This is a genomic window from Kocuria rosea (assembly GCF_023715525.1).
Lineage (GTDB): Bacteria > Actinomycetota > Actinomycetes > Actinomycetales > Micrococcaceae > Kocuria > Kocuria rosea_A.
In genome coordinates, this window is the sequence record NZ_JAMBOG010000009.1 from 62,826 (window position 1) to 85,999 (window position 23,174).

Genomic DNA, 23,174 nt, shown 5'->3' on the forward strand with positions numbered 1-23,174 from the left:
CGGCCGGCTCTCCCGTGCAGTCTAGTGCCGCGGCCGCCGGCGCCCCGGGGGGCTCCCGGCTCTGCGAGGATGGAGCCCCACCCCGGTCCCGTGAGGAGTTCCCGCCCCGCCATGACGTCCCGAGCCCCCGACGCCCCCGTCCGAGCCGGCGCCCGCGAGTGGGGCGCTCTGGTGGTCCTGATGCTTCCGGTGCTGCTCATCTCCGTGGACAACACGGTGCTGAACTTCGCCCTGCCGCAGATCTCCCGGGAGCTGCGGCCCACCGGCCGTCAGCTGCTGTGGACGGTCGACGCCTATCCTCTGGTCCTGGCCGGGCTGCTCGTGCCCATGGGCGCGTTCGGGGACCGGGTGGGCCGGCGCCGGCTGCTGCTGGTCGGCAGCACTGGGTTCGCGGTGGTCTCCGCCCTCGCCGCGTTCGCCCCCTCCGGGGCGGCGCTCGTGGCCGCCCGGGCCCTGCTGGGGGTCTTCGGGGCGATGCTCATGCCGACGACCCTGTCCCTGATCCGCAACATCTTCGCCGAGCCCGTGCAGCGGCGCACCGCCATCGCCGTGTGGGCCACCGGCTTCTCCGCGGGCGGTGCGCTGGGCCCGATCGTGGGCGGGTTCCTGCTGGAGCACTTCTGGTGGGGGTCGGTGTTCCTCATCGCCGTGCCCGTCCTCGTGCCGCTGCTCGTGCTGGCCCCGGTCCTCGTGCCCGAGTCCCGCGACCCCCGGCCCGGGCCGGTGGACCTGGCGAGCGCGGCCCTGATCATGGGCGCCGTCGTGGCGCTGCTGTGGACCCTCAAGAGCCTCGGCTCCGAGGGCCCCTCGGCCGTCGCCGCGGCCGCGGCCCTCGCCGCCGCCGCGGCGGGGACGCTGTTCGTGCGCCGCCAGCTGCGCCGGCCCGTGCCCATGCTGGACATGCGCCTGTTCCGCCGCCGGGCCTTCACCGGGGGCCTGCTCAACAACCTCGTGGCGTCCACCGTGTACATCGGCTTCCTGTTCTTCGTCTCGCAGCACCTCCAGCTGGTGGAGGGGATGGCCCCGATGCGGGCCGGCCTCGCCCTGCTGCCGGGCGCCGCGGTGACGGTCGTCTCGGGCCTGCTCGTGGTGCGGGTGGCCCGCCGCGTGCCGCCGGCGCTCGTGGTGGGCGGAGGCCTGCTCGTGATGACCGCCGGCTTCCTGCTGGTGGCCCTCGGGGACCTGCGCGGCGGGACCCTGCTGGTGGTGGCCCTCATGGTCGTGGGCCTGGGCTCCGGGGCGGCCCAGACGCTCGCCGGGGACCTCGTGCTCTCCCAGGTCGAGCCCGAGCGGGCGGGAGCGGCGTCGGCGATCTCCGAGACCGCCTTCGAGCTGGGCGCCGCCCTCGGCGTGGCCGTCCTGGGCACGGCCGTCACCGCCACCTACACCCGGGCGCTCACCGTGCCGCCGGGCCTGTCCCCGGAGCAGGCCGCGACCGCGTCGGAGACCCTTGGCGGCGCCGTGGACGTGGCCGGGACCCTCGGGCCGGCGCCGGCCGGCGAGCTGCTCGCCGCGGCGGTGGGGGCCTTCCAGACCGGCGTGCACGTGTCCGCCGCGATCGCCGCGGCGCTGCTGGCCGGCACGGCCGTCGTCGTCGCCCTGCTCCTGCGGCGGGTGCACGGGGCGCCGGGGCCGCGGGACGCGGCGCGGCCGTAATGTCCGTCCTCGTGGGAGGGGTGTTCCCCCGTGCGGCGCGCAGGAGCACAATGGCAACTGCCCGGCGCTGGAGACGACCGACGAGACAGGACGTGAGGACATGATCGATCCGAGCCGTTCCCGACCGACCGAGCGGCGACGGGCGCCGGCCCCGCCGCCCGAGACCACGGGGCGCTGGGTGGTGGTCTTCGACGCCGACCTGCCGGACCCCGAGCCCCTGCTCCGCGAGGCCGGGCTGACGCGCGTGGCCACCGACGGGCAGGCGCTCGCGGGTCCGGAGGGCCTGCCCGCGGACGTCGACGCCCTCGTCTTCCCCGTCCTGAAGGTCGCGGTGGTGACCGGCGACCAGGAGCGGCTGGCCCGCCTGCAGGCGCCCGGGCAGGGGGCCGCACGGGTGCTCTCCGTGGCCCCCGAGCTCGTCCACCGCGTCCGCGCGGAGGTGCCGGGCGGGTGGGCCGAGTACCTGGAGGGCTACCGCGACGGCGTCGTGGACCTCAGCGACCGGCTCATCTCCCGCGGGGCCCCCGAGGAGGAGCCGTCCCCGACCCCGCAGCTGCCGCCGTGGTTCCGGGACGACGACGCGTCCACCTGGGGGCTCAAGGCCGTGCAGGCCACCACGTCGCCCGTCTCGGGAGCCGGCGTGCGGGTGGCGGTGCTGGACACCGGGTTCGACCTCGGGCACCCCGACTTCGCGGGCCGCAACGTGACGACGCAGTCGTTCATCCCCGGCGAGAGCGCCCAGGACGGCCACGGGCACGGCACCCACTGCATCGGCACCGCGTGCGGCCCCCTGGCTCCCGGCGAGGGCCGCCGCTACGGGGTCGCCCACGGCGCCGAGGTGTTCGCCGGGAAGGTGCTCAGCAACGAGGGCTCGGGCACCGACGCCCAGGTGCTGGCGGGCATCGAGTGGGCCCTGCAGAACGGGTGCGCGGTGATTTCGATGTCCCTGGGCGCCGACGTCACGGAGGTCTCCCCCACCTACACCGCCGTGGGCCTGCGGGCCCTCGAGCAGGGGGCGCTCATCGTGGCCGCGGCCGGCAACAACGCCGACCGGGCGAACGGGAACTTCGGCTTCGTGGGCGCGCCCGCCAACAGCCCCTACATCATGGCCGTGGGGGCGCTCAACCAGCAGCTCGACGTCACGTTCTTCTCCGCCCGCAGCCTCCCCGTGCGGGGCGGGCACGTGGACGTCGCCGCCCCCGGGCTGCAGGTGTACTCCTCCTGGCCCATGCCGCAGCGCTACGACGTGATCAGCGGCACCAGCATGGCCACCCCGCACGTGGCGGGGGTCGCCGCCCTGTGGGCCGAGGCCACCGGCCTGCGCGGCCGCGAGCTGTGGTCCTCGCTCGTGCAGGAGTCGCACCGGCTGCTCTCGCCGTCCGCGGACGTCGGGTCGGGCCTGACCCTGGCGCCGCAACAGTGAGCGCCGCGTCCGGCGGGCAGGCCCGGCGGGCCGGTGCGGTGCGCGTGACGGTCGTGGTGGACGAGGAGCACCGCCCCGGCCTCGCGCAGCTCTGCGACAGGCTGCGGGCGCAGGGCATGCAGGTGGAGCAGGTCCTCGAGCAGCTCGGCATGGTCACGGGCGAGGTGCCGGAGAACAGGCTGCCCTCCGTGCGCCGGATCGAGGGCGTCGTCTCGGTGGAGCCGCAGCACCGCCACCGGATCCCTCCGCCGGACGCGCCGGTGCAGTAGGAGCCGGGCCCGGCCCGTCGCCGCCCGCGCCGCCCGGGTAAGCTGGGCGACCGACCAGCTCACCTGCGGGCGGAGGATCTCCCTGCCGTCCGCGTCCCCGTCTGCGAGGAGAAACATCCCATGACCGACCCCCAGCGACCGCACCGGCGGAGCATGCCCGCCTGGTCGTGGCGCGCCGCCGTCGTGCCGGCCGTGGCCCTGCTGGCGCTGACCGGCTGCGGGTCCGACTACCCCCTGGGCGCGGAGCAGGAGCGCGCGGCCCAGCAGGGCGGATCGGACCTGTCGGGAATCCTCACGGGCGTGGGCTCCTCCGCCCAGAACGCGGCCATGCTTACCTGGCGCAGCGGGTTCGAGTCCCTGCACCCCGGCGCGCGGGTGCAGTACCTCTCCGCCGGCTCCGGCGCCGGCCGCAGCGCCCTGGTCGGGGGCGGCACGGACTTCGCGGGCTCGGACGCATACCTGGACGAGGAGGAGCAGGCCGAGGTGCGCGAGTACTGCGGCCCCAAGGGCGCGATCAACGTCCCCGTGTACATCTCCCCGATCAGCGTCGCCTTCAACCTGCCGGGGATCCAGACGCTCGACCTGGACGCCGCGACTATCGCGGGCATCTTCCGCAGCGAGATCACCCGCTGGGACGACCCGGCCATCGCCGCGCAGAACGAGGGCGTCGACCTGCCGGACCTGCCGATCACCCCCATCTCCCGCGCCGACGACTCGGGGACCACCGAGAACTTCACCGACTACCTGCACTCCGTGGCCCCGAAGGTGTGGACCGACGAGGAGGACGGCAGCTGGCCGGAGGGGCTGCCGACCGAGCGGGCGCAGGGCAACGCCGGCGTGGTCAGCCTCGCCGCCCGCACCCAGGGCGCCGTCACCTACGCCGACGACTCCCTCGTGGACGAGTCCATGGGCAAGGCGAAGGTCAAGGTCGGCTCCGAGTACGTGGCCGTCAGCGGCGAGGCCGCCGGCACCGCCGTGGGTGAGGCCAGCCGGGTCGAGGGCACCGCGGAGCACGACATCGCCCTCGAGCTCGACCGGGACCCGGACGCGGGCGGGGCCTACCCCGTGGTGCTCGTCTCGTACCACGTGTATTGCACCAGTTACGCGGACCCCGAGACCCTGGCGCTCGCCAAGGCCTTCGGCCACTACGTGGTGAGCGAGGAGGGCCAGCAGGCCGCTTCGGACGCCGTCAAGAGCGCGCCGCTGCCGGAGAACCTGACCATCGAGGCGCAGGCGGCGATCGACTCCATCAGCCTGCGCTGACCGTCACTCGATCTCCGCGGCGCCCCAGGCGATGGTCCCCAGGGGTTCCCGGTTCTTCTGCCGCTCGTGGGCGCACGACCAGCACCAGGGTCCGTAGATCGGCGGGGCACCGCAGCTGCAGAGCCGGATCCGGGCCATGGAACTCATCTCCAACGTGGACGGGGCGGGCAGGTGGTGGCCTGCCGGAAGGCAGCCCGCGCAGGGCCCTCACCCCTGTTACCGGCGCCGGGCCGTCCGTGGATGCACCGACGGGACACGAGAACGACGAAACCCCCTCGGCCGCCGGGAACTCGGCGGCCGAGGGGGTTTCCCCGGTGGGCCCCGTGGGGCTCGAACCCACGACCCATGGATTAAAAGTCCACTGCTCTACCAACTGAGCTAGAGGCCCGCGCTCCGCCGCACCACCCTCGGTGGCCTCCGGAGCGGGCACCACTCTACCGCACGGGCCGGGCGGACCCCGGCCCGCCGAGCCCCGCGCCCCGGCCGCCCCGGGGCGGCCGGGGCGCACCCGGCCGGCGGCTAGGGTGGGGGGACCCCCGACCGACGCCGTTCCCCACCCGACCCCGACCGGAGGACCCCCGTGGCCCAGCTGAGCACCGAGGCCGAAGCGCGCACCGACATCGACCTGTTCGGCCCCTCTGCCGTCACCGACTACCTTGCCCAGGTCGTCGAGGAGCTGCGCGGCGAGCGCGGCGGCGCCCCCAGCGAATCGATCCCCGCCTTGGCCGGGGCAGACCCGGAGCGCTTCGGGATCGTCATCGCGACCGCCGACGGCCACGTCTACGAGGCCGGGGACGTCGGCGCCGAGTTCAGCCTCCAGTCCATCTCGAAGGCGTTCACGTACGCGCTGGCCCTCGAGGACCTCGGCGTCGAGGCCGTGCACGAGAAGATGGACGTGGAGCCCAGCGGGGACGCCTTCAACGAGATCTCCCTGCAGCCCGGCACCGGACGACCCGCGAACCCCATGATCAACGCCGGCGCGATCGCCTCGACGTGGCTCGTGCCCGACGGCGACCGCGACCTGCGGCGCGACCGGATCCGCGAGACCTACTCGCGGTGCGCGGGCCGGGACCTGGCCATCAGCCCCGAGGTGTATGCCCAGGAGCACGACGCCGGGGACCGCAACCGGGCCCTCGGCTACCTCCTGGCCTCCGCGGGGATCATCGAGGGGGACCCGGTGCAGGGCCTCGAGGACTACTTCGCCCAGTGCTCCGTGCTCGTCACCTGCCGCGATCTCGCCCTCATGGGCGCCACCCTGGCCAACGGGGGCACCAACCCGGTCACCGGGGAGCGAATCTTCGACCCGCGGACGGTCTCCCGGACCCTGTCGGTGATGAGCTCCTGCGGGATGTACGACGACGCCGGCGAGTGGATGGTCCGGGTCGGGCTGCCCGCGAAGTCGGGGGTGGGCGGGGGCATCGTGGCGGTGCTGCCGGGACAGCTGGCCGTCGCCACGTTCTCCCCGGCCCTGGACCGGCACGGCAACAGCGTGCGCGGCGTGCTCGCGTGCGAACGGCTCTCCCAGGACCTCGACCTGCACTTCAGCCACACCGCGCGCGTGGCCCGCTCCACGGTCCGGGCGAGCTACCCGATAGACCAGTCCCCGTCGCTGGTGCGCCGCAACGCCGAGGCCGAGTCCGTGCTGGCCGAGCACGGCCGCGAGGCGGTCGTCGTCGAGCTTCAGGGCGACCTGCTGTTCACGGGCGCCGAGACGGCGATCCGCACGGTGCGGGACGTGGCCCTCGAGGCCCGCTACGTCGTCGTGGACCTGCGGCGGGTGGACGTGATCGCCGACTACGCCCTGCCCCTCCTGGCCCGCACCCGGGCCGAGCTGCAGGAGGCCGGCCGCACCGTGGTGGTGGTCTCCGGGGACCGCGGACTGGCCGGGACCTTCGAGGGCGAGCCGCCGCTGCAGGTGTTCCCCAGTCGTGCGGCGGCCGTCAAGTGGGTCGAGGACGCCCTGCTCGAGGAGCACGGCGGCCCCCGGTGCACCCCCGACCGGGTCGGGCCCGTGGAGTCCGAGCTGCTCTCCCGCCTGGAGCCCGACGACGCGCGTGCCCTCCGGGCGCGCACGGTCGAGCGGACGTGGAGGGCCGGGGAGAACATCCTGCGGGCGGGGCAGAATTTCGCGGGCATCCACCTGATCGTCAGCGGCGACGTGTCGATGTCCCTGCGCACCCCCACGGGGGAGCGCGTCGAGCTGCAGATCCTGGGCCCCGGCATGAGCTTCGGCGAGCTGGCGCTGGGCTCCGGGGACAAGCAACACGTGACGCTGAGCGCGCTCGGCGACGTCACCGCGCGCGTGCTCGCCCCGGAGGTGCTCGCCGAGCTGGAGCGGGAGGACCCGGTGCTGGCGCTGCGGCTGTGGAAGGCGCTGGCCCGGGACGGCTACGAGCGCGCCGACCAGCAGTGGCGGGACGCGGCCGTCCACGCCTCGGCCACCGACTGGTGAGCGCTCCGTGGCCGGGCCACGCCTCCGGCCGTACGCTGGACGCATGAGCGACACCCCGCGCCACCACAAGCCGGTGAGGTTCTCGCCCGGGAAGTTCGAGGCCCACGAGGGCGGGCCCGACCCGGCGCGCGTCTCCGAGGCCGCGCACCTCGCGGCCCATGCCCTCGTCTCCCGGGGGCGGGCCACCGACGACCCGGAGATCACCCGCCGGCTGATCGAGCTGACGGACGAGCAGGGCCTCGAGGGCATCGCCGAGATGTGGGCGGAGGCACCCGCCGTCTCCCTGCCCGGTGCGCTGTGGCGGCTCTACGCGCTGCGCGCGGCGGTCCGCGCGGACCCCGTGCGGATGGGCCGCTGCTTCGCGGCCGGGCGCGGCACCGCACAGGTCTCCCACGTCGTGGCCGGGGTCGCGGAGCCGCCGGGCGCCGAGGAGATCACCACGATGGCCGACGCGATCCTCTCCGGCGCGTTCCGCGGGAAGTTCGACGTCGCCCTCGAGCGGTTCGCCGCATTCTGCCGGGTCATCGCCCTGGGCCGGATCCGGCTCGCCGACACCGGGCAGGTGCCCGTCGTCGATCCCGCGGCCGCACGCCGACCGAGCCCCGTGGCCCTCACCCAGCGCCTCGAGCGCACCGCCGAGGAGCTCGAGGCGGCGGCCGTGGCGTGGCGCCACGGGCACCTCGACTGACCCCTGCCCCGCGGGGTCCCGTGCGGGATCCCACACCGGCAGGCCTTGGCCTGCGGGTCAGGTCGACTACCATGGACGCAGGTGTCGGGCCGTGGTAACCCCGGGCTCCAACTCATAGCCGCCGCGAGCGGCCTTCCGCCGAGAGGCGTTCCCGGTCCGACACCGCCTACTCCTCCTCTGCCTCTCCCCACGATCGGCGCCCCGGCCGGCTCCGCCGCCCCGTGTACAGTGGGTCCCGCCGCGATCCGCGGCGCCGGTACGACGCCCAGGACGGTCAGCAGATGGCTCTTCGCATCTTCCCGGAGGACGAGCAGGTGCTGGACCTCCTGGCGGACATGTCGGGACAGGTGACGGAGGCCGTGCGGTTCCTCTCCGAGCTGCTCGGCAGCCCTGACACCGCGCTGAGCGCCCTAGAGGGGCTCCGTGCGTGCGAGACCCGCTCCACCGACCTGTACTTCGCGGTGATGACCACCGTGCGCTCCACGTTCGTGATCCCCGTGCCCCGGCAGGACGTCTACGTCCTGGGGCACTGGCTGAACAAGGCCGCGGAGGAGCTGCTGGCCGTCGCGGAGGCCCACGTCGCCAACGGCCTCTCCCGCCCGCCCTCGTTCGCCACCGACCAGCTCGGGGTGATCGTGCGGATGTCCGAGCTCACCACGCGCGCGATGCGCAACCTCAGCAGCCTCGAGGGCCTGGACGACTACTGGTACGAGATGCTGCGCCTGGGCAAGCAGGCCGAGCGGATCAATCAGATGCACATGGCCCACCTGCTCGAGAACCACAAACCGATCCAGGTGATGCGCCGGCAGGGCGTCGTCGACCGCTTCCTGGCCGCCGCCCGGGCGCTCGGGCAGGTCTCCACCGAGGTGGGCCGCATCGTCGTGGCCGAGTCCTGACGCGCCGTGCTCCTCGTCCTCACCGTCCTGGGCCTGCTCCTCGCCGCCGTCTCCACCGGGGTCAACGGCTTCCACGACGCCCCCAACGCCCTGGCCCTGCCCGTCCGCGCCCGGGCGCTGACCCCGCGGGTCGGCCTGGTCCTGAGCGCCCTCGTCAACGTCGTGGGGGTCCTGACGGCGGGGTACCTGCTGGCCGACTGGGTCTTCGTGGCCGCCCCGGTGCCCTACGGCGTCGTGGGCTCGGCGACGCTGGTCTGCGCGCTGGCGACCACCGTGGCGTGGAACCTGCTGACGTGGTGGCTGGGGATGCCGTCCTCGTCGACGACCGCCCTAGCGGGCGGGCTGGTCGGGGCGCTGCTCGGCGCCCACGCGGTCGGCCTGGGGTCCGGGAACCCGCTCACGGCGGAGACCCTCAGGGCGATCGCCACCCCCCTGATCGTCGCGCCCCTGGTGGCCTACGGGCTCGCGTGGGTGCTGGTGGTGCCGCTGGTGCACCTGCTGCGCCACTCCGAGCCCGCCGCCACCACCTACCGCTCCCGGCTGGTGCTGGCCACGGGAGCCGCGGCCGTGTCCTTCGGCCACGGCATCAACCACGGTCGGCGGGCGGCGTGGGTGTTCACGACGCTGCTGCTGTGCGCCGGCGTGCCCGTCTCGGCCGGCCACCCGGAACCGTGGATCCTGCTGCTGGTGGCCGGGGGTCTCGCCGTGGGGACCCTGTTCGGCGGCTGGCGGATCGCCTACACCCTGTCCTCCCGGATGGTCACCATCGACCCCTTCCGGGGCGCCGTCGCCCAGGGCGTCGCCGGCTCCCTGCTGTTCCTGGGCGGCACGCTCATCCCCGTGCCCATGTCCTCGTCCCAGACTACGGCGGCGGCCGTCCTGGGCGCCGGCCGCCAGCAGCGCTTCCACACCTTCAACACCCGTGTCGTGCGGCGCGTGCTGATCGTGTGGGCCCTCACCGTCCCGGTCTGCGCGCTCGTCTCCGGGACCTTCTTCCTGGCCCTCTCGCCCCTGCTCTAACCCCTCCCGCGGCCGCGCCCGCCTCCGGGAACGACGGCGCCCGCCCCGCCTCGGACCGAGGTGGGGCGGGCGCCGTCGTCGCGCGGGCGGGGCCGGCTCAGCCGAAGCGGCCGGAGACGTAGTCCTCCGTCTGCTTCTGCTTGGGGTTGGAGAAGATCTCGGAGGTGGAACCGTACTCGATGAGCTTGCCCGGCTTGCCGGTGCCCGCGATGTTGAAGAACGCGGTGCGGTCGGAGATGCGCGCGGCCTGCTGCATGTTGTGGGTCACGATCACCACGGTGTAGTCCTGCTTGAGGTCGTTGATGAGGTCCTCGATCGCCAGGGTGGAGATCGGGTCCAGCGCGGAGGCGGGCTCGTCCATCAGGATCACCTCCGGCTTCACCGCGATGGCGCGGGCGATGCACAGGCGCTGCTGCTGGCCGCCGGAGAGGCTCGAGCCGGGCCTGTCCAGGCGGTCCTTGACCTCGTTCCACAGGTTCGCGCCCTGCAGGGAGGACTCCACGAGGTCGTCGGCGTCCGAGCGGGAGATCCGCTTGCTGTTGAGCTTCACCCCCGCGAGGACGTTGTCCCGGATCGACATGGTCGGAAAGGGGTTGGGCCGCTGGAAGACCATGCCGATCATCGAGCGCACGATGACCGGGTCGACTCCCGGGCCGTAGAGGTCCTCGCCGTCGAGCAGCACCTTGCCCTCGGCGTGCGCGCCGGGGATCACCTCGTGCATGCGGTTCAGCGTGCGCAGGAAGGTGGACTTGCCGCAGCCGGAGGGACCGATGAACGCGGTGACCGACCGGGCGTCGATTCCCATGCTCACGTCGTCGACCGCCAGGAAGTCGCCGTAGTAGACGTTGAGGTGCTCGACGTCGATTCGCTTGGACATGTTGGGTTCCTTGCTTCTTTCTCGCAGGGCCTGCCGGGAGGCCCGTGTGGAGGGTCTGGACGGGTCGCCGTGCCGCTCAGCGGCCGGTGACCTTGGGGGCGAAGGCCCGCGCGACGAGGCGGGCGACGAGGTTGAGCAGCATCACGATCAGGATCAGGATTAGGGCGGCCGCCCAGGCGCGCTGCTGCGACGGGTCGGGGCTCGTCGGGGAGGTCGGCGTCATGATCTGGTAGTAGATGAACGTCGGCAGCGTGGTCATCCATCCGGAGAAGGAGTTCCAGTTGATCGCTGTCGCGAAGCCCGCGGTCACCAGCAGCGGGGCCGTCTCCCCGATCACGCGGGCGATCGCCAGGGTGACGCCGGAGGCGATGCCGGAGATCGCCGTGGGGATCACGACCTTGAGGATGGTCCGCCACTTGCGCACGCCCAGCGCGTAGGAAGCCTCGCGCAGCTCGTTCGGCACGATCTTGAGCATCTCTTCGGTGTTCTTCACCACCGTGGGGATCATCAGGACGGTCAGGGCGACGGCGGCCACGAAGCCGAACCGGGTGGACGGCCCGAAGACCAGCCCGAACAGGGCCGCAGCGAACAGGCCGGCGACGATCGAGGGGATGCCGGTCATGACGTCCACGAAGAATGTGATGCCGCGGCCCAGCCAGCCGCCCCGAGAGTACTCCACGAGGTAGATCGCCGTGAGCAGGCCGATCGGCACGGACAGCAGCGTGGCCCAGAAGGTGATCGACACGGTACCCACGATCGCGTGGTAGGCGCCGCCGAGCACGGGACCCTGCCCCTCGGCGGCGGCGTTGTCGTGCACGCCCGTCACGCCGTTCATGGAGGTGAACAGCAGGTTCGAGGTCAGGCCCGGCAGGCCGTTGGCCAGCACGGTCCACAGCACGGAGATCAGGGGCACCACGGCGAGGATGAATGCCGTGTAGACCAGGTAGGTCACCAGAGAGTCGGCGCCCTTGCGCCCGCCCTCGATCACCGACACGGCGATCGGGGCCGCCACCAAGAAGACGACGGCGGCGAAGACGGCCCACAGGGCGGGCGAGAAGCCCACGAGAGCCGAGAGGGCCGCGCCGACCACGACGGCGGCGGCGCCGATCACGGGCACCAGCCACGTGGGCCGCTGGTTGCGGGTCAGCTGCGAGCGTCGGGGCGAGGAGGGACGCACCGGCGTCGGGCTGTGGAAGGAGGCGGTGGTGGACATCAGTTGGCTCCCGAGAATTCCTTGTAGCGGGCGATGATCGCGCGGGCGATCATGTTCACGACCAGGGTGATGAGGAATAGGATCAGGCCGGCCGCGATCAGCTCGGACAGCCGCAGGCCGTAGGCCTCCGGGAAGTTCAGGGCGATCTCCGCCGCGATGGTCTGGTTTCCCGACTGGACGAGCGACGCCGTGAGCGGCCCGCTCGAGAGCACCAGGGCGACTGCCATGGTCTCACCGAGTGCCCGCCCCAGGGCGAGCATGACGGAGGAGATGATACCCGGACGGGCGAAGGGCAGGACCGTCATCCGGATCATCTCCCAGCGGGTGGCACCGAGGGCCAGTGCCGCCTCCTCGTGCAGTCGGGGCGTCTGGACGAAGAGCTCACGGGACATCGCCGTGATGATCGGCAGGATCATGATGGCCAGCACGATCCCGGCCGTGAGCATCGTCTTGCCGGTCTGGGAGGCCGGCCCGCCAAAGAGCGGGATGAACCCCAGGTTGTTCGTGAGCCAGTCGTAGAACGGCACGAGCGAGGAGGCCAGGACCGTGGTGCCCCACGCGCCGTAGATCACCGAGGGGATCGCGGCGAGCAGGTCGATGACGTAGCCGACGGGCTTGGCGATCCGCGCCGGCGCGTAGTGCGAGATGTACAGCGCTACGAGCACGCCGATCGGGGTGGCGATCAACAGTGCGATGAGAGCCGCGATCACGGTGCCGATCACCATGGGCCAGATGTAGGACAGGAAGCCCGCGCCACCCGAGATGTCCTCGGCGGGGGCCTGGAACGTGGGCAGCGCCTGCAGAAACAGGAACAGCGCCACGGCGGCCAGGACCGCCAGGATCAGGACGCCAGCCCCTAGGCTGAGCCCGGAGAAGATCGAGTCGCCCGCCCGGCCGCCTGAGGCGGACTTCTTGGTGGTGACGGTGGTGGACATGTCGGTGCCCCTTCGATTGCATGACACGGGTCGCGCCGGAGTCGGATCCTCTCCGGCGCCTGGGTCCGGTGACGCGCCTCACCCAGGAGGTGCCCCACACAGAAATGTCCCGTTCGGTGCGGGAGCGGGCCCTGGGGCCCGCTCCCGCACCGAACGGGATCAGCGGAACTGGATCAGCCGGCGACGGTGATCTTGCCGAGGGCCTCCTGCGCGCGGGTGCGCAGGGTCTCGGACATCGGGGCGGACCCGGCGGCGTCGGCCGCCGCCTGCTGGCCCTCCTCACTGATCACGTACTCGCCGAAGGCCTTCGCCAGGTCAGCGGTCTCCTGGGTATCGTACTGGGGGCAGAAGATCTCGTAGGAGACGAGCACGATCGGGTAGGCCCCCGACTCGGTGGTGTCGCGTTCGAGGTCCATGGCCATGTCGTACTCGGCGCGGCCCTCGACCGGGCTGGAGGCCTCGACGGCCCTGGCGGCGGCATCGGAGGAGTACTGGACGTACTCCTCGCCGACGCCCACGGCGACGGTGCCCAGGTCGCCGACCGCGGAGGCGTCGGCGTAGGTGATGGCGCCCTCGGTGGCGGTGGTCGACTGGACCACGCCGGCCGTGCCCTTGTTGTTCTCGGCGGCCCACTGGGACGGCCAGTTGCCGGAGGCCTCCTCGGTCCACACCTCGGGAGCGGCCGCGGCGAGGTACTCCTGGAAGTTCTCGGTGGTGCCGGACTCGTCATTGCGGTGCACCACGGTGATCGGGGTGTCGGGGAGATCGGCGTCCGGGTTCTGGTCGGCGATCGCCGGGTCGTTCCAGCTCTGGATCTTGCCCGTGAACACCTGGGCGATCGTCTCGGCGTCCATGTTCACGGTCTCGACGCCCGGGAGGTTGAAGGCCACGGCGATCGGGGAGATGTAGGCGGGCACGTGGAAGGCGCCCTCGGGGCCGCAGACTTCCTGGGACGCCGCGTACTCCTTCTCGTCGAGGTAGGCGTCGGAGCCGGCGAAGTCCGCGCCACCGGCCACGAAGGCCTCACGCCCGGCGCCGGAGCCGTCCGGCGAGTACTGCACGGTCGCCTCGGCGTTGGCCTGCTGGAAGCCGTTCTGCCACGCGGTCATGGCGGCGTTCTGCGCGGACGAGCCGATGCCGGTCAGCGTGCCGGTGACACCCGAGGCCGCAGCGGTCGAGGTCTCGGAGCCGCCGCCCTGCTGGGTGGCGTTGTCGGAGCCGCACGCGGTGAGCGCGAGCGAGCCGATGGCCAGGACGGCGGCGGAACGGCCGAAGTGGGATGCCTTCACGTGATGAGCCCCTTAGATCACAGTCGTGGCCCGTCGAGGGGCCGAGGTGAGCGTGGCCCCGGGCAACGCCGGAGCCAGGGAGAGGGCGGATCAGCGGGAAGCCCGCGGTCCTCTTCCGCCGAGTGACGCTACGGAGCGCAGGTGACCGGATCTGCCCGGCCAGGTGAACGGAGGGTGAACACTGACCCGCCGCCGGCCGTGCCCGAGGCCGAGGCAGTGCCCGTCACCGGGTCCGGCACCGGCCCCCGGCTAGGATGGCCCCATGCAGCCAGCCCACCGCGCGCGTGCCGCGGCCCGCGCCGTGGGCGCTCGGATCCGGGTGGGACTGACCCGGGCCCGCTCCGGGCTGCTGCAGAGCTTCCAGATGACGGTCGCCAGCGTGGGCGCCTACCTGATCGCCGAGCACCTGCTGGGCCACACCGGGCCCATCTTCGCCGCCACGGCCGCGCTCGTGTCCCTGGGCTTCGCCAAGGGCGGGCTGCGCTACCGGCGGGTCCTCGAGGTCTCGATCGGCTGCACGCTGGGCATCGCCGTGGGCGACACCTTGATCCACGTCCTGGGCACGGGGGTGTGGCAGGCCGCCGTCGTGCTCATGACCTCGATCCTGCTCTCCCGCTTCCTCGACAACGGGACCATCTTCAGCACGCAGATGGGCCTGCAGTCCGTGCTCGTGGTCCTCCTCCCGCCGTCCGCGGACGGGGTGTTCGCCCGCTCCACGGACGCCGTCGTGGGCGGTGCGTGCGCGCTCGCCATGGCGTACTTCGTGCCGGCGGACCCCCGCCGGGAGCCGCGCGAGGACCTCCGGAACCTGGTGGCCGAGTTCGCAAGCGTCCTGCGCGAGGCGGGCCGTGCCGTCGAGGACTACGACTCGACGGAGGCGTGGCACGCGCTCGTGCGGGCCCGCCAGACCCAGCCGCTGGTGGACTCGGTCACCACCGGGCTCACCGCCGCCCTGGAGATCGCCCAGGCCTCGCCCCTGTACCGCGGGCGCCGCGACGAGGTGGAGGCGATCAAGGACTCGGCCCACTACCTGGACCTCGCCGTGCGCAACGTCCGGGTGCTCGCCCGCCGCCTCGCCTCCGTGATCAACCACGTGACCCTCTCCGACGAGGCCGTCGCCTCCCTCGCCGACGCCCTCGACGACCTCGCGGACGCCGTCACGACCCTGGGCAGCGCGCTGGCCGTGGCCTCGGCGGGGTCCCGGGAGAGCTACCTGCGCCAGGCCCGCAACGAGCTGTCGAGCGTGGCCGCGCGCCTGCACCCTAGGACCATGGGGGTGCGCACCATGGAGGGCGAGACGCTGGTGCTCGACATGCGCCCCATGGTGGTGGACCTGCTCGAGGCGGCGGGGATGTCCCACGAGGAGGCCGTCTCCCAGCTGCCCCGGCTCGAGGGCTGGGACCGGGTCTGAGCCCGCGCCCGCGGCCTTAGCGCGTCCGGGGCGGCGGCTAGCCTGGACGCCATGAGCACCCGCACCCGACGCACCTCCCCCGCCTACCGCTGCACCGAGTGCGGCTGGGCCACGGCCAAGTGGGTGGGCCGCTGCGGGGAGTGCCAGGCGTGGGGCACGGTCGAGGAGATCGGGGAGCACAAGGCGCGGACCACCGCCGCCCGCTCGATCGCCGAGCCCGCCCGCCCCATCGCCCAGGTGGACGCGACCGTGGCCACCGCCGTGCCCACCGGGGTCCCCGAGCTGAACCGGGTGCTGGGCGGCGGCCTGGTGCCCGGGGCGGTCGTGCTGATGGCGGGCGAGCCGGGGGTCGGCAAGTCGACCCTGCTGCTGGACGTCGCCGCCCGCTTCGCCGAGGGCACCGGGGACGGCGCCCGCGACGTCCTCTACGTCACCGGGGAGGAGTCGGCCGCGCAGGTGAAGCTGCGGGCGGACCGGATCGGCGCGGTGGCCCCCACGCTGTACCTGACCGCCGAGACGGACCTCGCCACCGCGCTGGGCCACATCGAGAAGATCGCGCCGCGGCTGCTCGTCGTGGACTCGGTGCAGACCCTCGCGAGCGCAGAGGTCGAGGGCTCCGCGGGCGGGGTCACGCAGGTCCGGGAGGTCGCCGCGTCCCTCATCGCCGCGGCCAAGCGCCGGAACATGACCACCCTGCTCGTGGGGCACGTGACGAAGGACGGCTCCATCGCCGGGCCCCGCCTGCTCGAGCACCTGGTGGACGTCGTGTGCCAGTTCGAGGGAGAGAAGCACTCCCGGATCCGGCTGCTGCGGGCGGTGAAGAACCGCTACGGCCCCACCGACGAGGTCGGGTGCTTCGACCTCACCGAGACCGGGATCACGAGCGTCGAGGACCCCTCGGGACTGTTCGTCTCGCGCACCGCCCTGCCCGTCTCCGGCACGTGCCTCACGGTGACCCTGGAGGGCCGCCGCCCCCTGCTCGCCGAGGTCCAGGCCCTGCTGGACCGCTCCTCCACCGCCCAGCCGCGGCGGGCCACCGCCGGTCTGGAGTCCTCGCGGGTGGCCATGCTGCTCGCCGTGCTGCAGCGGCGGGCTGGCGTGAACCTCGCGGGCCTGGACTGCTACGTCTCCACCGTGGGCGGGGTGAAGCTCACGGAGCCCTCCACCGACCTGGCGGTGGCCATGGCGCTGGCCTCCGCGGCGCAGGACCGCCCGCTCCCCCAGCGGCTCGTGTGCTTCGGGGAGGTCGGCCTGGCCGGGGAGGTGCGGCCCGTGCCCGGGATCGGGCGGCGGATCCAGGAGGTCGCGCGCCTGGGGTTCACCCACGCGGTCGTCCCCGCGAGCCCCACCGGGCCGGGCCCCGTCCCGCCGGGCTTCACGGTGCGCGAGGTGACCACGATCTCGGACGCCATGGAGCTGCTCTTCCCCGGCTCCGCCGCCGGTCCGCGGCAGAAGAGGGAGACCGCCGCGGCCGTATGATGAGGACCGTGGCGAAGACCCCTGAGAACGCACTGCGCAAGACGCTGGCCCGCCTTGCTCCCGGCACGGAGCTGCGCGCCGGGCTCGAGCGGATCCTGCGCGGGCGCACCGGCGGGCTCGTCGTCCTCGGCTTCGACCGCTCCGTGGAGGCCATCTGCTCCGGCGGCTTCGACATCAACACCGACTTCTCCGCGCCGAAGCTGCGCGAGCTGGCCAAGATGGACGGCGCCATCGTCTGCGACCGGGACGCCACGCGCATCCTCAAGGCCGGTGTCCAGCTCGTCCCGGACCCCTCGATCGACACCACGGAGTCCGGCACCCGCCACCGCTCGGCCGAGCGCACCGCCAAGGAGACCGGGCTGCCCGTCATCTCGGTGAGCCAGTCGATGAGCGTCATCACGATCTACGTGGGCGAGACCCGCTACGCGGTGGAGGGCTCCCAGTCCATCATGGCCCGCGCCAACCAGGCCCTGCAGACCCTGGAGCACTACAGCAACCGCATGGAGCAGGTGCTCGGCAACCTCTCCTCCCTGGAGATCGAGGCGTCGGTGACCGTGCGGGACGTCGCCCTGACGCTGCAGCGCATGGAGATGGTGCGCCGGATCTCCTCGGAGATCGGGTGGTACGTCCTGGAGCTCGGCGTCGACGGGCGGCTGATCGCGCTGCAGCTCGAGGAGCTCACCGCCGGCACCGGCCCCGGCCCCGACGTCGTGCTGCGCGACTACCTCCCCGAGCACACCCCGGCGGAGGGCATCGAGCTGGGGCTGGAGCGGCTGGCCGAGCTCACCCCCGCGGAGCTCATCGACCTGCAGCGGATCGCGGTGTCCGTGGGGCTGGTCGAGCCGCAGGGCAGCCTCGAGACGGACCTGCACCCGCACGGCTACCGGCTGCTGGAGGGGATCAAGTCGATGCCCCGCGCCGTGGCCAACCGGCTCGTGCGCCAGTTCGACGGCCTGCAGTCCCTGATGGCCGCGAACCTCGAGGACCTCAAGGCGGTCGAGGGCATCGGCGAGCAGCGGGCCCGCACGGTGCGCGAGTCGCTGTCCCGGATGGCCGAGACGAGCCTGCTCGAGCGCTTCATGTGAGCCCGCGGGCTCACTCCAGCACGAACGTGGCCGGCTCGCTGGTGCGCTCCCCCAGCGAGACGACCAGGCGGTAGTACCCGGCCACGGCCGCCTCGCCGGCCTCCGTGCAGCCCTCGGCGGTGCGCAGGCGGTCCCAGCTCAGCCGGGCGCTCTCCTCCTGCCCGGGCTCGAGGGTGATCTCCCGGTCCTCGGAGCCCGCCTGGCAGTGGCGGCTGTCGAACACGGTGTCCGCCCCCGAGGCGACCTCGTAGACCATCCGGGAGGTGCCGGCGTTGACCCGGCACGGGTCCTCGCCGGTGTTCTCCAGCGTCAGCACCAGCACGGGCGGGACGTCGGCCGGGTAGCTCTCCCGGTCGGTGGAGGCCCGCACGAACAGCTCCGAGCCGCACTCCTCGGCCGGCTCCTCCGTGGCGTCGGCGGACGCCGACGCGGAGGCCGAGGCGCTCCCGTCCGGGCGCGGCGTGAAGTCGGCGAAGGGCTCCTGGGAGGCCGCGGCGGCGGACGCGGTGGCGGTCTCCGGGTCCCGGACGGTCCCCGGGTCGTCGGGGCCGAGCATCGAGGCGACGGCCGAGACCACGCCCACCGCCACGACCAGCAGGAGCACGGCCGCGGCGAGCGCCACGAGGATCCGGCGGCGCCGGTAGACCTCGGGGGCCTCGCGGCGGGGCGCCCGGCTCCGGTCGCCGTCGAACCCGTTCCCCGGTCTCCCCCGGAAGGTGCTCCCCGAACCCTTCTGCGCCATGCCCCAAGGCTACAGTGGGTCCGGTGAGCTCCGTTCCCGCCCTCCCGCCCCCCGCCGCGCACCGGGACCTGCCAGGCCTCCACGAGGCCGTGGTCCGGTGGTTCGACGACGCCGCCCGCGACCTCCCGTGGCGGGACCCCGACTGCACCCCGTGGGGAGTCATGGTCAGCGAGTTCATGCTCCAGCAGACCCCCGTGGTCCGCGTGCTGCCGGTGTGGCGGGCGTGGCTGCAGCGCTGGCCGCGCCCGGCGGACCTCGCCGCCGACACCGCCGGGGAGGCGGTGCGCGCGTGGGGCCGGCTGGGCTATCCGCGGCGGGCCCTGCGCCTGCACGCGGCCGCGGTCGAGATCGTCCGCCGCCACGGCGGGCAGGTGCCCGCCGCGCACGACGAGCTCCTGGCGCTGCCGGGGGTGGGCGCCTACACGGCCGCGGCGATCGCGGTGTTCGCGTTCGGGGACCGGCAGACCGTGGTCGACACGAACATCCGCCGGGTGCACGCCCGGGTCGTCTCGGGGCGGGCCCTGCCGTCCCGGTCGCTCACGGCCGCGGAGGTGCGGCTGGCCGAGGAGCTGATGCCCGCCGACGACGCCCTGGCGGTGCGGTGGAACAAGGCCGTCATGGAGCTCGGGGCCCTCGTGTGCACCGCCCGCTCCCCCCGCTGCGAGCAGTGCCCCGTGCGGGAGGCCTGTGCGTGGGTGGCCGCGGGCCGCCCGGAGCCGGAGCACGCACCGCGAGGGCAGAGCTGGGCGGGCACGGACCGGCAGGTGCGCGGTGCGATCATGGCCGTGCTGCGCGCCGGGGCGGAGCCGGTCCCCGCGCGGCACCTGGCCGGCCCGGTGGACCAGGCCGCGGGGATCGAGGTCGAGGGCCTCACGCCCGGGGCCCTGCGGGCGCTGGACGCCCTGCACGGGCTCGCGGCCCCGGAGGAGCAGCGGCGGCGGGCCCTCGACGGGCTGCTGCAGGACGGGCTCGCGGTGGACGGGGCAGCGGGGATCAGCCTTCCGGGCTGAGCCGGAGGATCATCCGGGTGTTGCCCAGCGTGTTCGGCTTCACCCGCGCGAGGTCGAGGTACTCGGCCACGCCCTCGTCGTGGGAGCGCAGCAGCTCGGCGAAGACGTCCGGGGCGATCTGATCCTGGTTGGCCATCACCTCGAAGCCCTGCCGGGCGAAGAAGTCGACCTCGAACGTGAGGCAGAAGACCCGGGAGACCCCCACGGCCCGGGCGCGGTCGAGCAGCCCGGCCAGCAGCGTGCGGCCCACGCCGCGGCCACGCCACTGCTCGGAGGTGGCCAGGGTCCGGACCTCCCCGAGGTCCTCCCACATCACGTGCAGGGCCCCGCAGCCGGCCAGCCGGGGCGTGCCCTCGTCGTCGAGCGCCTCGACCACCAGGAACTCCTGGATGCCCTCGTAGTAGGCGACCGTGTCCTTGCTGATGAGCACACCCTCCCGGGCCAGCGGCGCCACGAGGTCCTTGATCGCGGGGACGTCAGACGTGCGGGCGGGGCGCAGGAGCAGGTCGGTCACGCGGCAAGTGTACGCGCACGCCCGCCCCCGGCAGCGTGACCTCCCCGGGGGCGGCGGGCCGGGAACACGCGGAAGGGCCCGCCGCGCGGCGCGCGGCGGGCCCTTCACGGACGGCGGCGGATCAGCCCTCGGTACCGGACTGGCCGTCCCGGCGCACGGCCTCCGCCTCCTCGAAGCCGCCCATCGGGTCGACCATCTCGTCGGCCGTCAGGTCGAACATCGGCGTGGAGGAGAAGACGAACTTCTGCGCGTCGCCCTCGCCCTCCGTGTCAACGCTGATCTTCTCGCCGGGGCGGATCTCCCCGAAAAGGATCTTCTCGGAGAGCTGGTCCTCGATCTCCCGCTGCATCGTGCGGCGCAGCGGGCGGGCGCCCATCGACGGGTCGTAGCCCTTGCGGCTGAGCAGCACCTTCGCGGAGTCGCTGAGCTCGATGGACATCCCCTGGTCCCGCAGCCGCTCCTGCAGCCGGGCCACGAAGAGGTCGACGATCTGCACGATCTCGCTCTCCGTCAGCTGCGGGAAGACGATAATCTCGTCCACGCGGTTGAGGAACTCGGGACGGAAGTGCTCCTTGAGCTCCTCCTGCACCTTCTGCTGCATCCGGTCGTAGGTGGACGCGCTGTCCACCCCGGCCTGGAAGCCGACCGGCACGGCCCGGGAGATGTCCTTGGTGCCCAGGTTCGTGGTCATGATGATCACGGTGTTCTTGAAGTCCACCACGCGGCCCTGCGAGTCGGTCAGGCGGCCGTCCTCGAGGATCTGCAGCAGCGAGTTGAACAGGTCCTGGTGGGCCTTCTCGACCTCGTCGAACAGCACCACGGAGAACGGCTTACGGCGCACCTTCTCGGTGAGCTGGCCGCCCTCCTCGTAGCCGACGTAGCCGGGAGGCGCACCGAAGAGCCGGGAGACCGTGTGCTTCTCCTGGTACTCGGACATGTCGAGGGTGATGAGGGCGTCCTCGTCCCCGAACAGGAACTCGGCCAGCGCCTTCGCGAGCTCGGTCTTGCCCACGCCGGTGGGGCCGGCGAAGATGAACGACCCGCCGGGGCGCTTGGGGTCCTTCAGGCCCGCCCGGGTGCGCCGCATCGACCGCGACAGCGCCTTGATGGCGTCGTCCTGGCCGATGATCCGCTTGTGGAGCTCGTCCTCCATGTGCAGCAGGCGGCCGGTCTCCTCCTCGGTGAGCTTGTACACGGGCACGCCGGTGGACGCGGAGAGGACGTCGGAGATGACCTCGGGGGTCACCTCGGCGAGCTCGTCACCGCCGTCGCGCCACGAGCGCTCCTTGTCGTCGCGCTCGGCGATCAGCTTCTGCTCGCTGTCGCGCAGCGAGGCGGCCAGCTCGTAGTCCTGGCCGTCGATCGCGGCCTCCTTGCGGCGCTTCACGTCCGCGATCCGGTCCTCGAGCTCCTTGATCTCCGGCGGGGCCGTCATCCGCTTGATCCGCAGGCGGGCACCGGCCTCGTCGATCAGGTCGATCGCCTTGTCCGGCAGGAAGCGGTCGGAGATGTAGCGGGCCGCGAGGTGCACGGCCGACTCGAGGGCCTCGTCCGAGATCGACACCCGGTGGTGCGCCTCGTACTTGTCCCGCAGGCCCTTGAGGATCTCGACGGCGTGGGCCTCGGAGGGCTCGTCCACCTGGATCGGCTGGAAGCGGCGCTCCAGCGCGGCGTCCTTCTCGATGTGCTTGCGGTACTCGTCGAGGGTCGTGGCCCCGATGGTCTGCAGCTCGCCGCGGGCCAGCATGGGCTTGAGGATCGACGCGGCGTCGATCGCGCCCTCGGCCGCACCGGCCCCGACGAGGGTGTGGATCTCGTCGATGAACAGGATGATGTCCCCGCGGGTGCGGATCTCCTTGAGCACCTTCTTGAGCCGCTCCTCGAAGTCGCCGCGGTAGCGGGAGCCCGCCACGAGGGAGCCGAGGTCGAGGGTGTAGAGGTGCTTGTCCTTGAGGGTCTCGGGGACGTCGCCGCGCACGATGGCCTGGGCGAGGCCCTCGACCACCGCGGTCTTGCCGACGCCCGGCTCGCCGATCAGCACCGGGTTGTTCTTGGTGCGCCGGGAGAGGATCTGCATGACCCGCTCCATCTCGCGGAAGCGCCCGATCACCGGGTCCAGCTTGCCCTCGCGGGCGGCGGCGGTGAGGTTGCGGCCGAACTGGTCGAGCACGGCCGAGCCGGCGGGCACGCCCTCGGCCTGCCCGGCGGAGCGCACGCCGGCGCCCTCCTTCTCGGGGGTTCCCCCGCCCTGGTAGCCGGAGATCAGCTCGAGCACCGTGGAGCGCACCTTCTGGGGCTCCGCGCCGAGCTTGGTGAGCACCTGGGCGGCCACGCCCTCCCCGGCCCGGATGATGCCCAGGAGGATGTGCTCGGTGCCGATGTAGTTGTGCCCCAGCTGGAGCGCCTCGCGCAGCGAGAGCTCGAGGACCTTCTTGGCCCGGGGGGTGAACGGGATGTGCCCGGAGGGAGCCTGCTGGCCCGGACCGATGATGTCCTGGACCTGCTCCCGGGCGCCGGTGAGGGTGATGCCCATCGAGTCGAGCGCCTTGGCGGCGACCCCCTCGCCCTCGTGGATCAGCCCGAGCAGCAGGTGTTCGGTGCCGATGTAGTTGTGGTTGAGCATCCTGGCCTCTTCCTGGGCCAGCACCACGACCCGGCGGGCGCGGTCGGTGAAGCGTTCGAACATGGATACTCCTCAGTCGATGTCTGCACTCGATGCTACGCACCCGGAGGGGCTTGCGGACCCCTGTTCGCCACCGGCGAGACGGCTGCCGGTCCGGACGGGGAGCGCTCACCGGGCCGTCCCCGCACCAGGGGACAGGATTTCCCTTTGTTCGCGCCCGCCGGGCAAAAGCGCAGGTCACCGGAAAAATGCGTCTGCATTTGTCCCCCGACGGCCCCACGGGGAATTCCCGGGGAGTTCCGGCGGGGAAACAGCAAAAAGGAGGGACC

At 73.0% G+C, this 23,174-nt stretch carries 20 protein-coding genes and 1 tRNA gene; 12 read left to right on the top strand and 9 right to left on the bottom strand.

The features are described from left to right. The first annotated feature begins 111 nt into the window (after positions 1-111). From M3185_RS08315 to pstS (M3185_RS08330), 4 genes are all read left to right on the top strand, one after another. Complete coding sequence (locus M3185_RS08315; protein ID WP_251333197.1) at positions 112-1,656, top strand: MFS transporter; 1,545 nt, start codon at positions 112-114, stop codon at positions 1,654-1,656. Positions 1,657-1,756: 100 nt separating this feature from the next. Further along, positions 1,757-3,079, top strand: a complete 1,323-nt coding sequence (locus M3185_RS08320; RefSeq protein WP_251333198.1) for a S8 family peptidase — start codon at positions 1,757-1,759, stop codon at positions 3,077-3,079. Next, entirely contained in the window at positions 3,076-3,348 is a 273-nt protein-coding gene (locus M3185_RS08325) for a hypothetical protein (protein WP_251333199.1), read from the top strand. The genes M3185_RS08320 and M3185_RS08325 overlap by 4 nt, the downstream gene beginning before the upstream one ends. 120 nt (positions 3,349-3,468) lie before the next feature. Continuing rightward, on the top strand, positions 3,469-4,611 hold the full coding sequence (gene pstS / locus M3185_RS08330) for a phosphate ABC transporter substrate-binding protein PstS (RefSeq protein WP_251333200.1): 1,143 nt from the start codon (positions 3,469-3,471) through the stop codon (positions 4,609-4,611). A 3-nt stretch (positions 4,612-4,614) separates the two neighbouring features. Here the strand turns inward: pstS (M3185_RS08330) and M3185_RS08335 are convergent, their stop codons facing one another. Further along, the gene (locus M3185_RS08335; RefSeq protein ID WP_251333201.1) at positions 4,615-4,758 is read right to left on the bottom strand and encodes a hypothetical protein; all 144 of its coding nucleotides are present in this window, start codon (positions 4,756-4,758) and stop codon (positions 4,615-4,617) included. 168 nt (positions 4,759-4,926) lie between these two features. Then, positions 4,927-4,999: transfer RNA gene (locus tag M3185_RS08340), tRNA-Lys, on the bottom strand. A 192-nt stretch (positions 5,000-5,191) separates the two neighbouring features. Between M3185_RS08340 and glsA the strand changes: the two genes are divergently transcribed. From glsA to M3185_RS08360, 4 genes are all read left to right on the top strand, one after another. After that, positions 5,192-7,063, top strand: a complete 1,872-nt coding sequence (gene glsA / locus M3185_RS08345) for a glutaminase A (protein ID WP_251333202.1) — start codon at positions 5,192-5,194, stop codon at positions 7,061-7,063. 43 nt (positions 7,064-7,106) lie between these two features. Next, a complete protein-coding gene (locus M3185_RS08350; protein ID WP_251333203.1) occupies positions 7,107-7,751 on the top strand; it encodes a hypothetical protein in 645 nt (214 codons plus the stop codon). A 281-nt stretch (positions 7,752-8,032) separates the two neighbouring features. Continuing rightward, positions 8,033-8,647 (top strand): DUF47 domain-containing protein, encoded by a 615-nt coding sequence (locus M3185_RS08355; protein ID WP_251333204.1) that lies wholly within the window; start codon positions 8,033-8,035, stop codon positions 8,645-8,647. Between the two features lie 6 nt (positions 8,648-8,653). Continuing rightward, positions 8,654-9,667: an inorganic phosphate transporter gene (locus M3185_RS08360; protein WP_251333205.1), complete on the top strand. Its 1,014-nt coding sequence runs from the start codon at positions 8,654-8,656 to the stop codon at positions 9,665-9,667. A gap of 97 nt (positions 9,668-9,764) precedes the next feature. On the opposite strand, the gene pstB is transcribed toward M3185_RS08360, so the two are convergent. From pstB to pstS (M3185_RS08380), 4 genes are all read right to left on the bottom strand, one after another. Then, positions 9,765-10,544 (bottom strand): phosphate ABC transporter ATP-binding protein PstB, encoded by a 780-nt coding sequence (gene pstB / locus M3185_RS08365; RefSeq protein WP_251333206.1) that lies wholly within the window; start codon positions 10,542-10,544, stop codon positions 9,765-9,767. Positions 10,545-10,620: 76 nt separating this feature from the next. Then, positions 10,621-11,757 carry a phosphate ABC transporter permease PstA gene (gene pstA / locus M3185_RS08370; protein WP_251333207.1) on the bottom strand — a complete coding sequence of 379 codons (1,137 nt, stop codon included), beginning with the start codon at positions 11,755-11,757 and terminating at the stop codon, positions 10,621-10,623. Continuing rightward, positions 11,757-12,692 (bottom strand): phosphate ABC transporter permease subunit PstC, encoded by a 936-nt coding sequence (gene pstC, locus M3185_RS08375; RefSeq protein WP_251333208.1) that lies wholly within the window; start codon positions 12,690-12,692, stop codon positions 11,757-11,759. Before pstC ends, pstA begins: the two co-directional genes overlap by 1 nt. Before the next feature lie 173 nt (positions 12,693-12,865). Continuing rightward, positions 12,866-13,981, bottom strand: coding sequence for a phosphate ABC transporter substrate-binding protein PstS (gene pstS, locus M3185_RS08380; protein WP_251333209.1), 1,116 nt, complete (start codon positions 13,979-13,981; stop codon positions 12,866-12,868). A gap of 262 nt (positions 13,982-14,243) precedes the next feature. Between pstS (M3185_RS08380) and M3185_RS08385 the strand changes: the two genes are divergently transcribed. The 3 genes from M3185_RS08385 to disA are packed head-to-tail and all read left to right on the top strand — an operon-like array spanning position 14,244 to position 17,956. After that, the gene (locus tag M3185_RS08385; protein WP_251333210.1) at positions 14,244-15,392 is read left to right on the top strand and encodes an FUSC family protein; all 1,149 of its coding nucleotides are present in this window, start codon (positions 14,244-14,246) and stop codon (positions 15,390-15,392) included. 51 nt (positions 15,393-15,443) lie between these two features. Next, positions 15,444-16,871: a DNA repair protein RadA gene (radA, locus tag M3185_RS08390; protein ID WP_251333211.1), complete on the top strand. Its 1,428-nt coding sequence runs from the start codon at positions 15,444-15,446 to the stop codon at positions 16,869-16,871. Between the two features lie 8 nt (positions 16,872-16,879). Continuing rightward, on the top strand, positions 16,880-17,956 hold the full coding sequence (gene disA, locus M3185_RS08395) for a DNA integrity scanning diadenylate cyclase DisA (protein ID WP_251333212.1): 1,077 nt from the start codon (positions 16,880-16,882) through the stop codon (positions 17,954-17,956). A gap of 10 nt (positions 17,957-17,966) precedes the next feature. Here the strand turns inward: disA and M3185_RS08400 are convergent, their stop codons facing one another. Then, positions 17,967-18,698 (bottom strand): hypothetical protein, encoded by a 732-nt coding sequence (locus M3185_RS08400; RefSeq protein WP_251333213.1) that lies wholly within the window; start codon positions 18,696-18,698, stop codon positions 17,967-17,969. Between the two features lie 23 nt (positions 18,699-18,721). Here M3185_RS08400 and M3185_RS08405 point away from each other — a divergent pair, with 23 nt between their 5' ends. Further along, complete coding sequence (locus tag M3185_RS08405; protein WP_251333214.1) at positions 18,722-19,708, top strand: A/G-specific adenine glycosylase; 987 nt, start codon at positions 18,722-18,724, stop codon at positions 19,706-19,708. Here M3185_RS08405 and M3185_RS08410 read toward each other — a convergent pair. After that, the gene (locus tag M3185_RS08410) at positions 19,692-20,222 is read right to left on the bottom strand and encodes an amino-acid N-acetyltransferase (RefSeq protein WP_251333215.1); all 531 of its coding nucleotides are present in this window, start codon (positions 20,220-20,222) and stop codon (positions 19,692-19,694) included. The genes M3185_RS08405 and M3185_RS08410 overlap by 17 nt on opposite strands. 121 nt (positions 20,223-20,343) lie before the next feature. Beyond that, complete coding sequence (locus tag M3185_RS08415; protein ID WP_251333216.1) at positions 20,344-22,908, bottom strand: ATP-dependent Clp protease ATP-binding subunit; 2,565 nt, start codon at positions 22,906-22,908, stop codon at positions 20,344-20,346. Positions 22,909-23,174 lie beyond the last annotated feature (266 nt).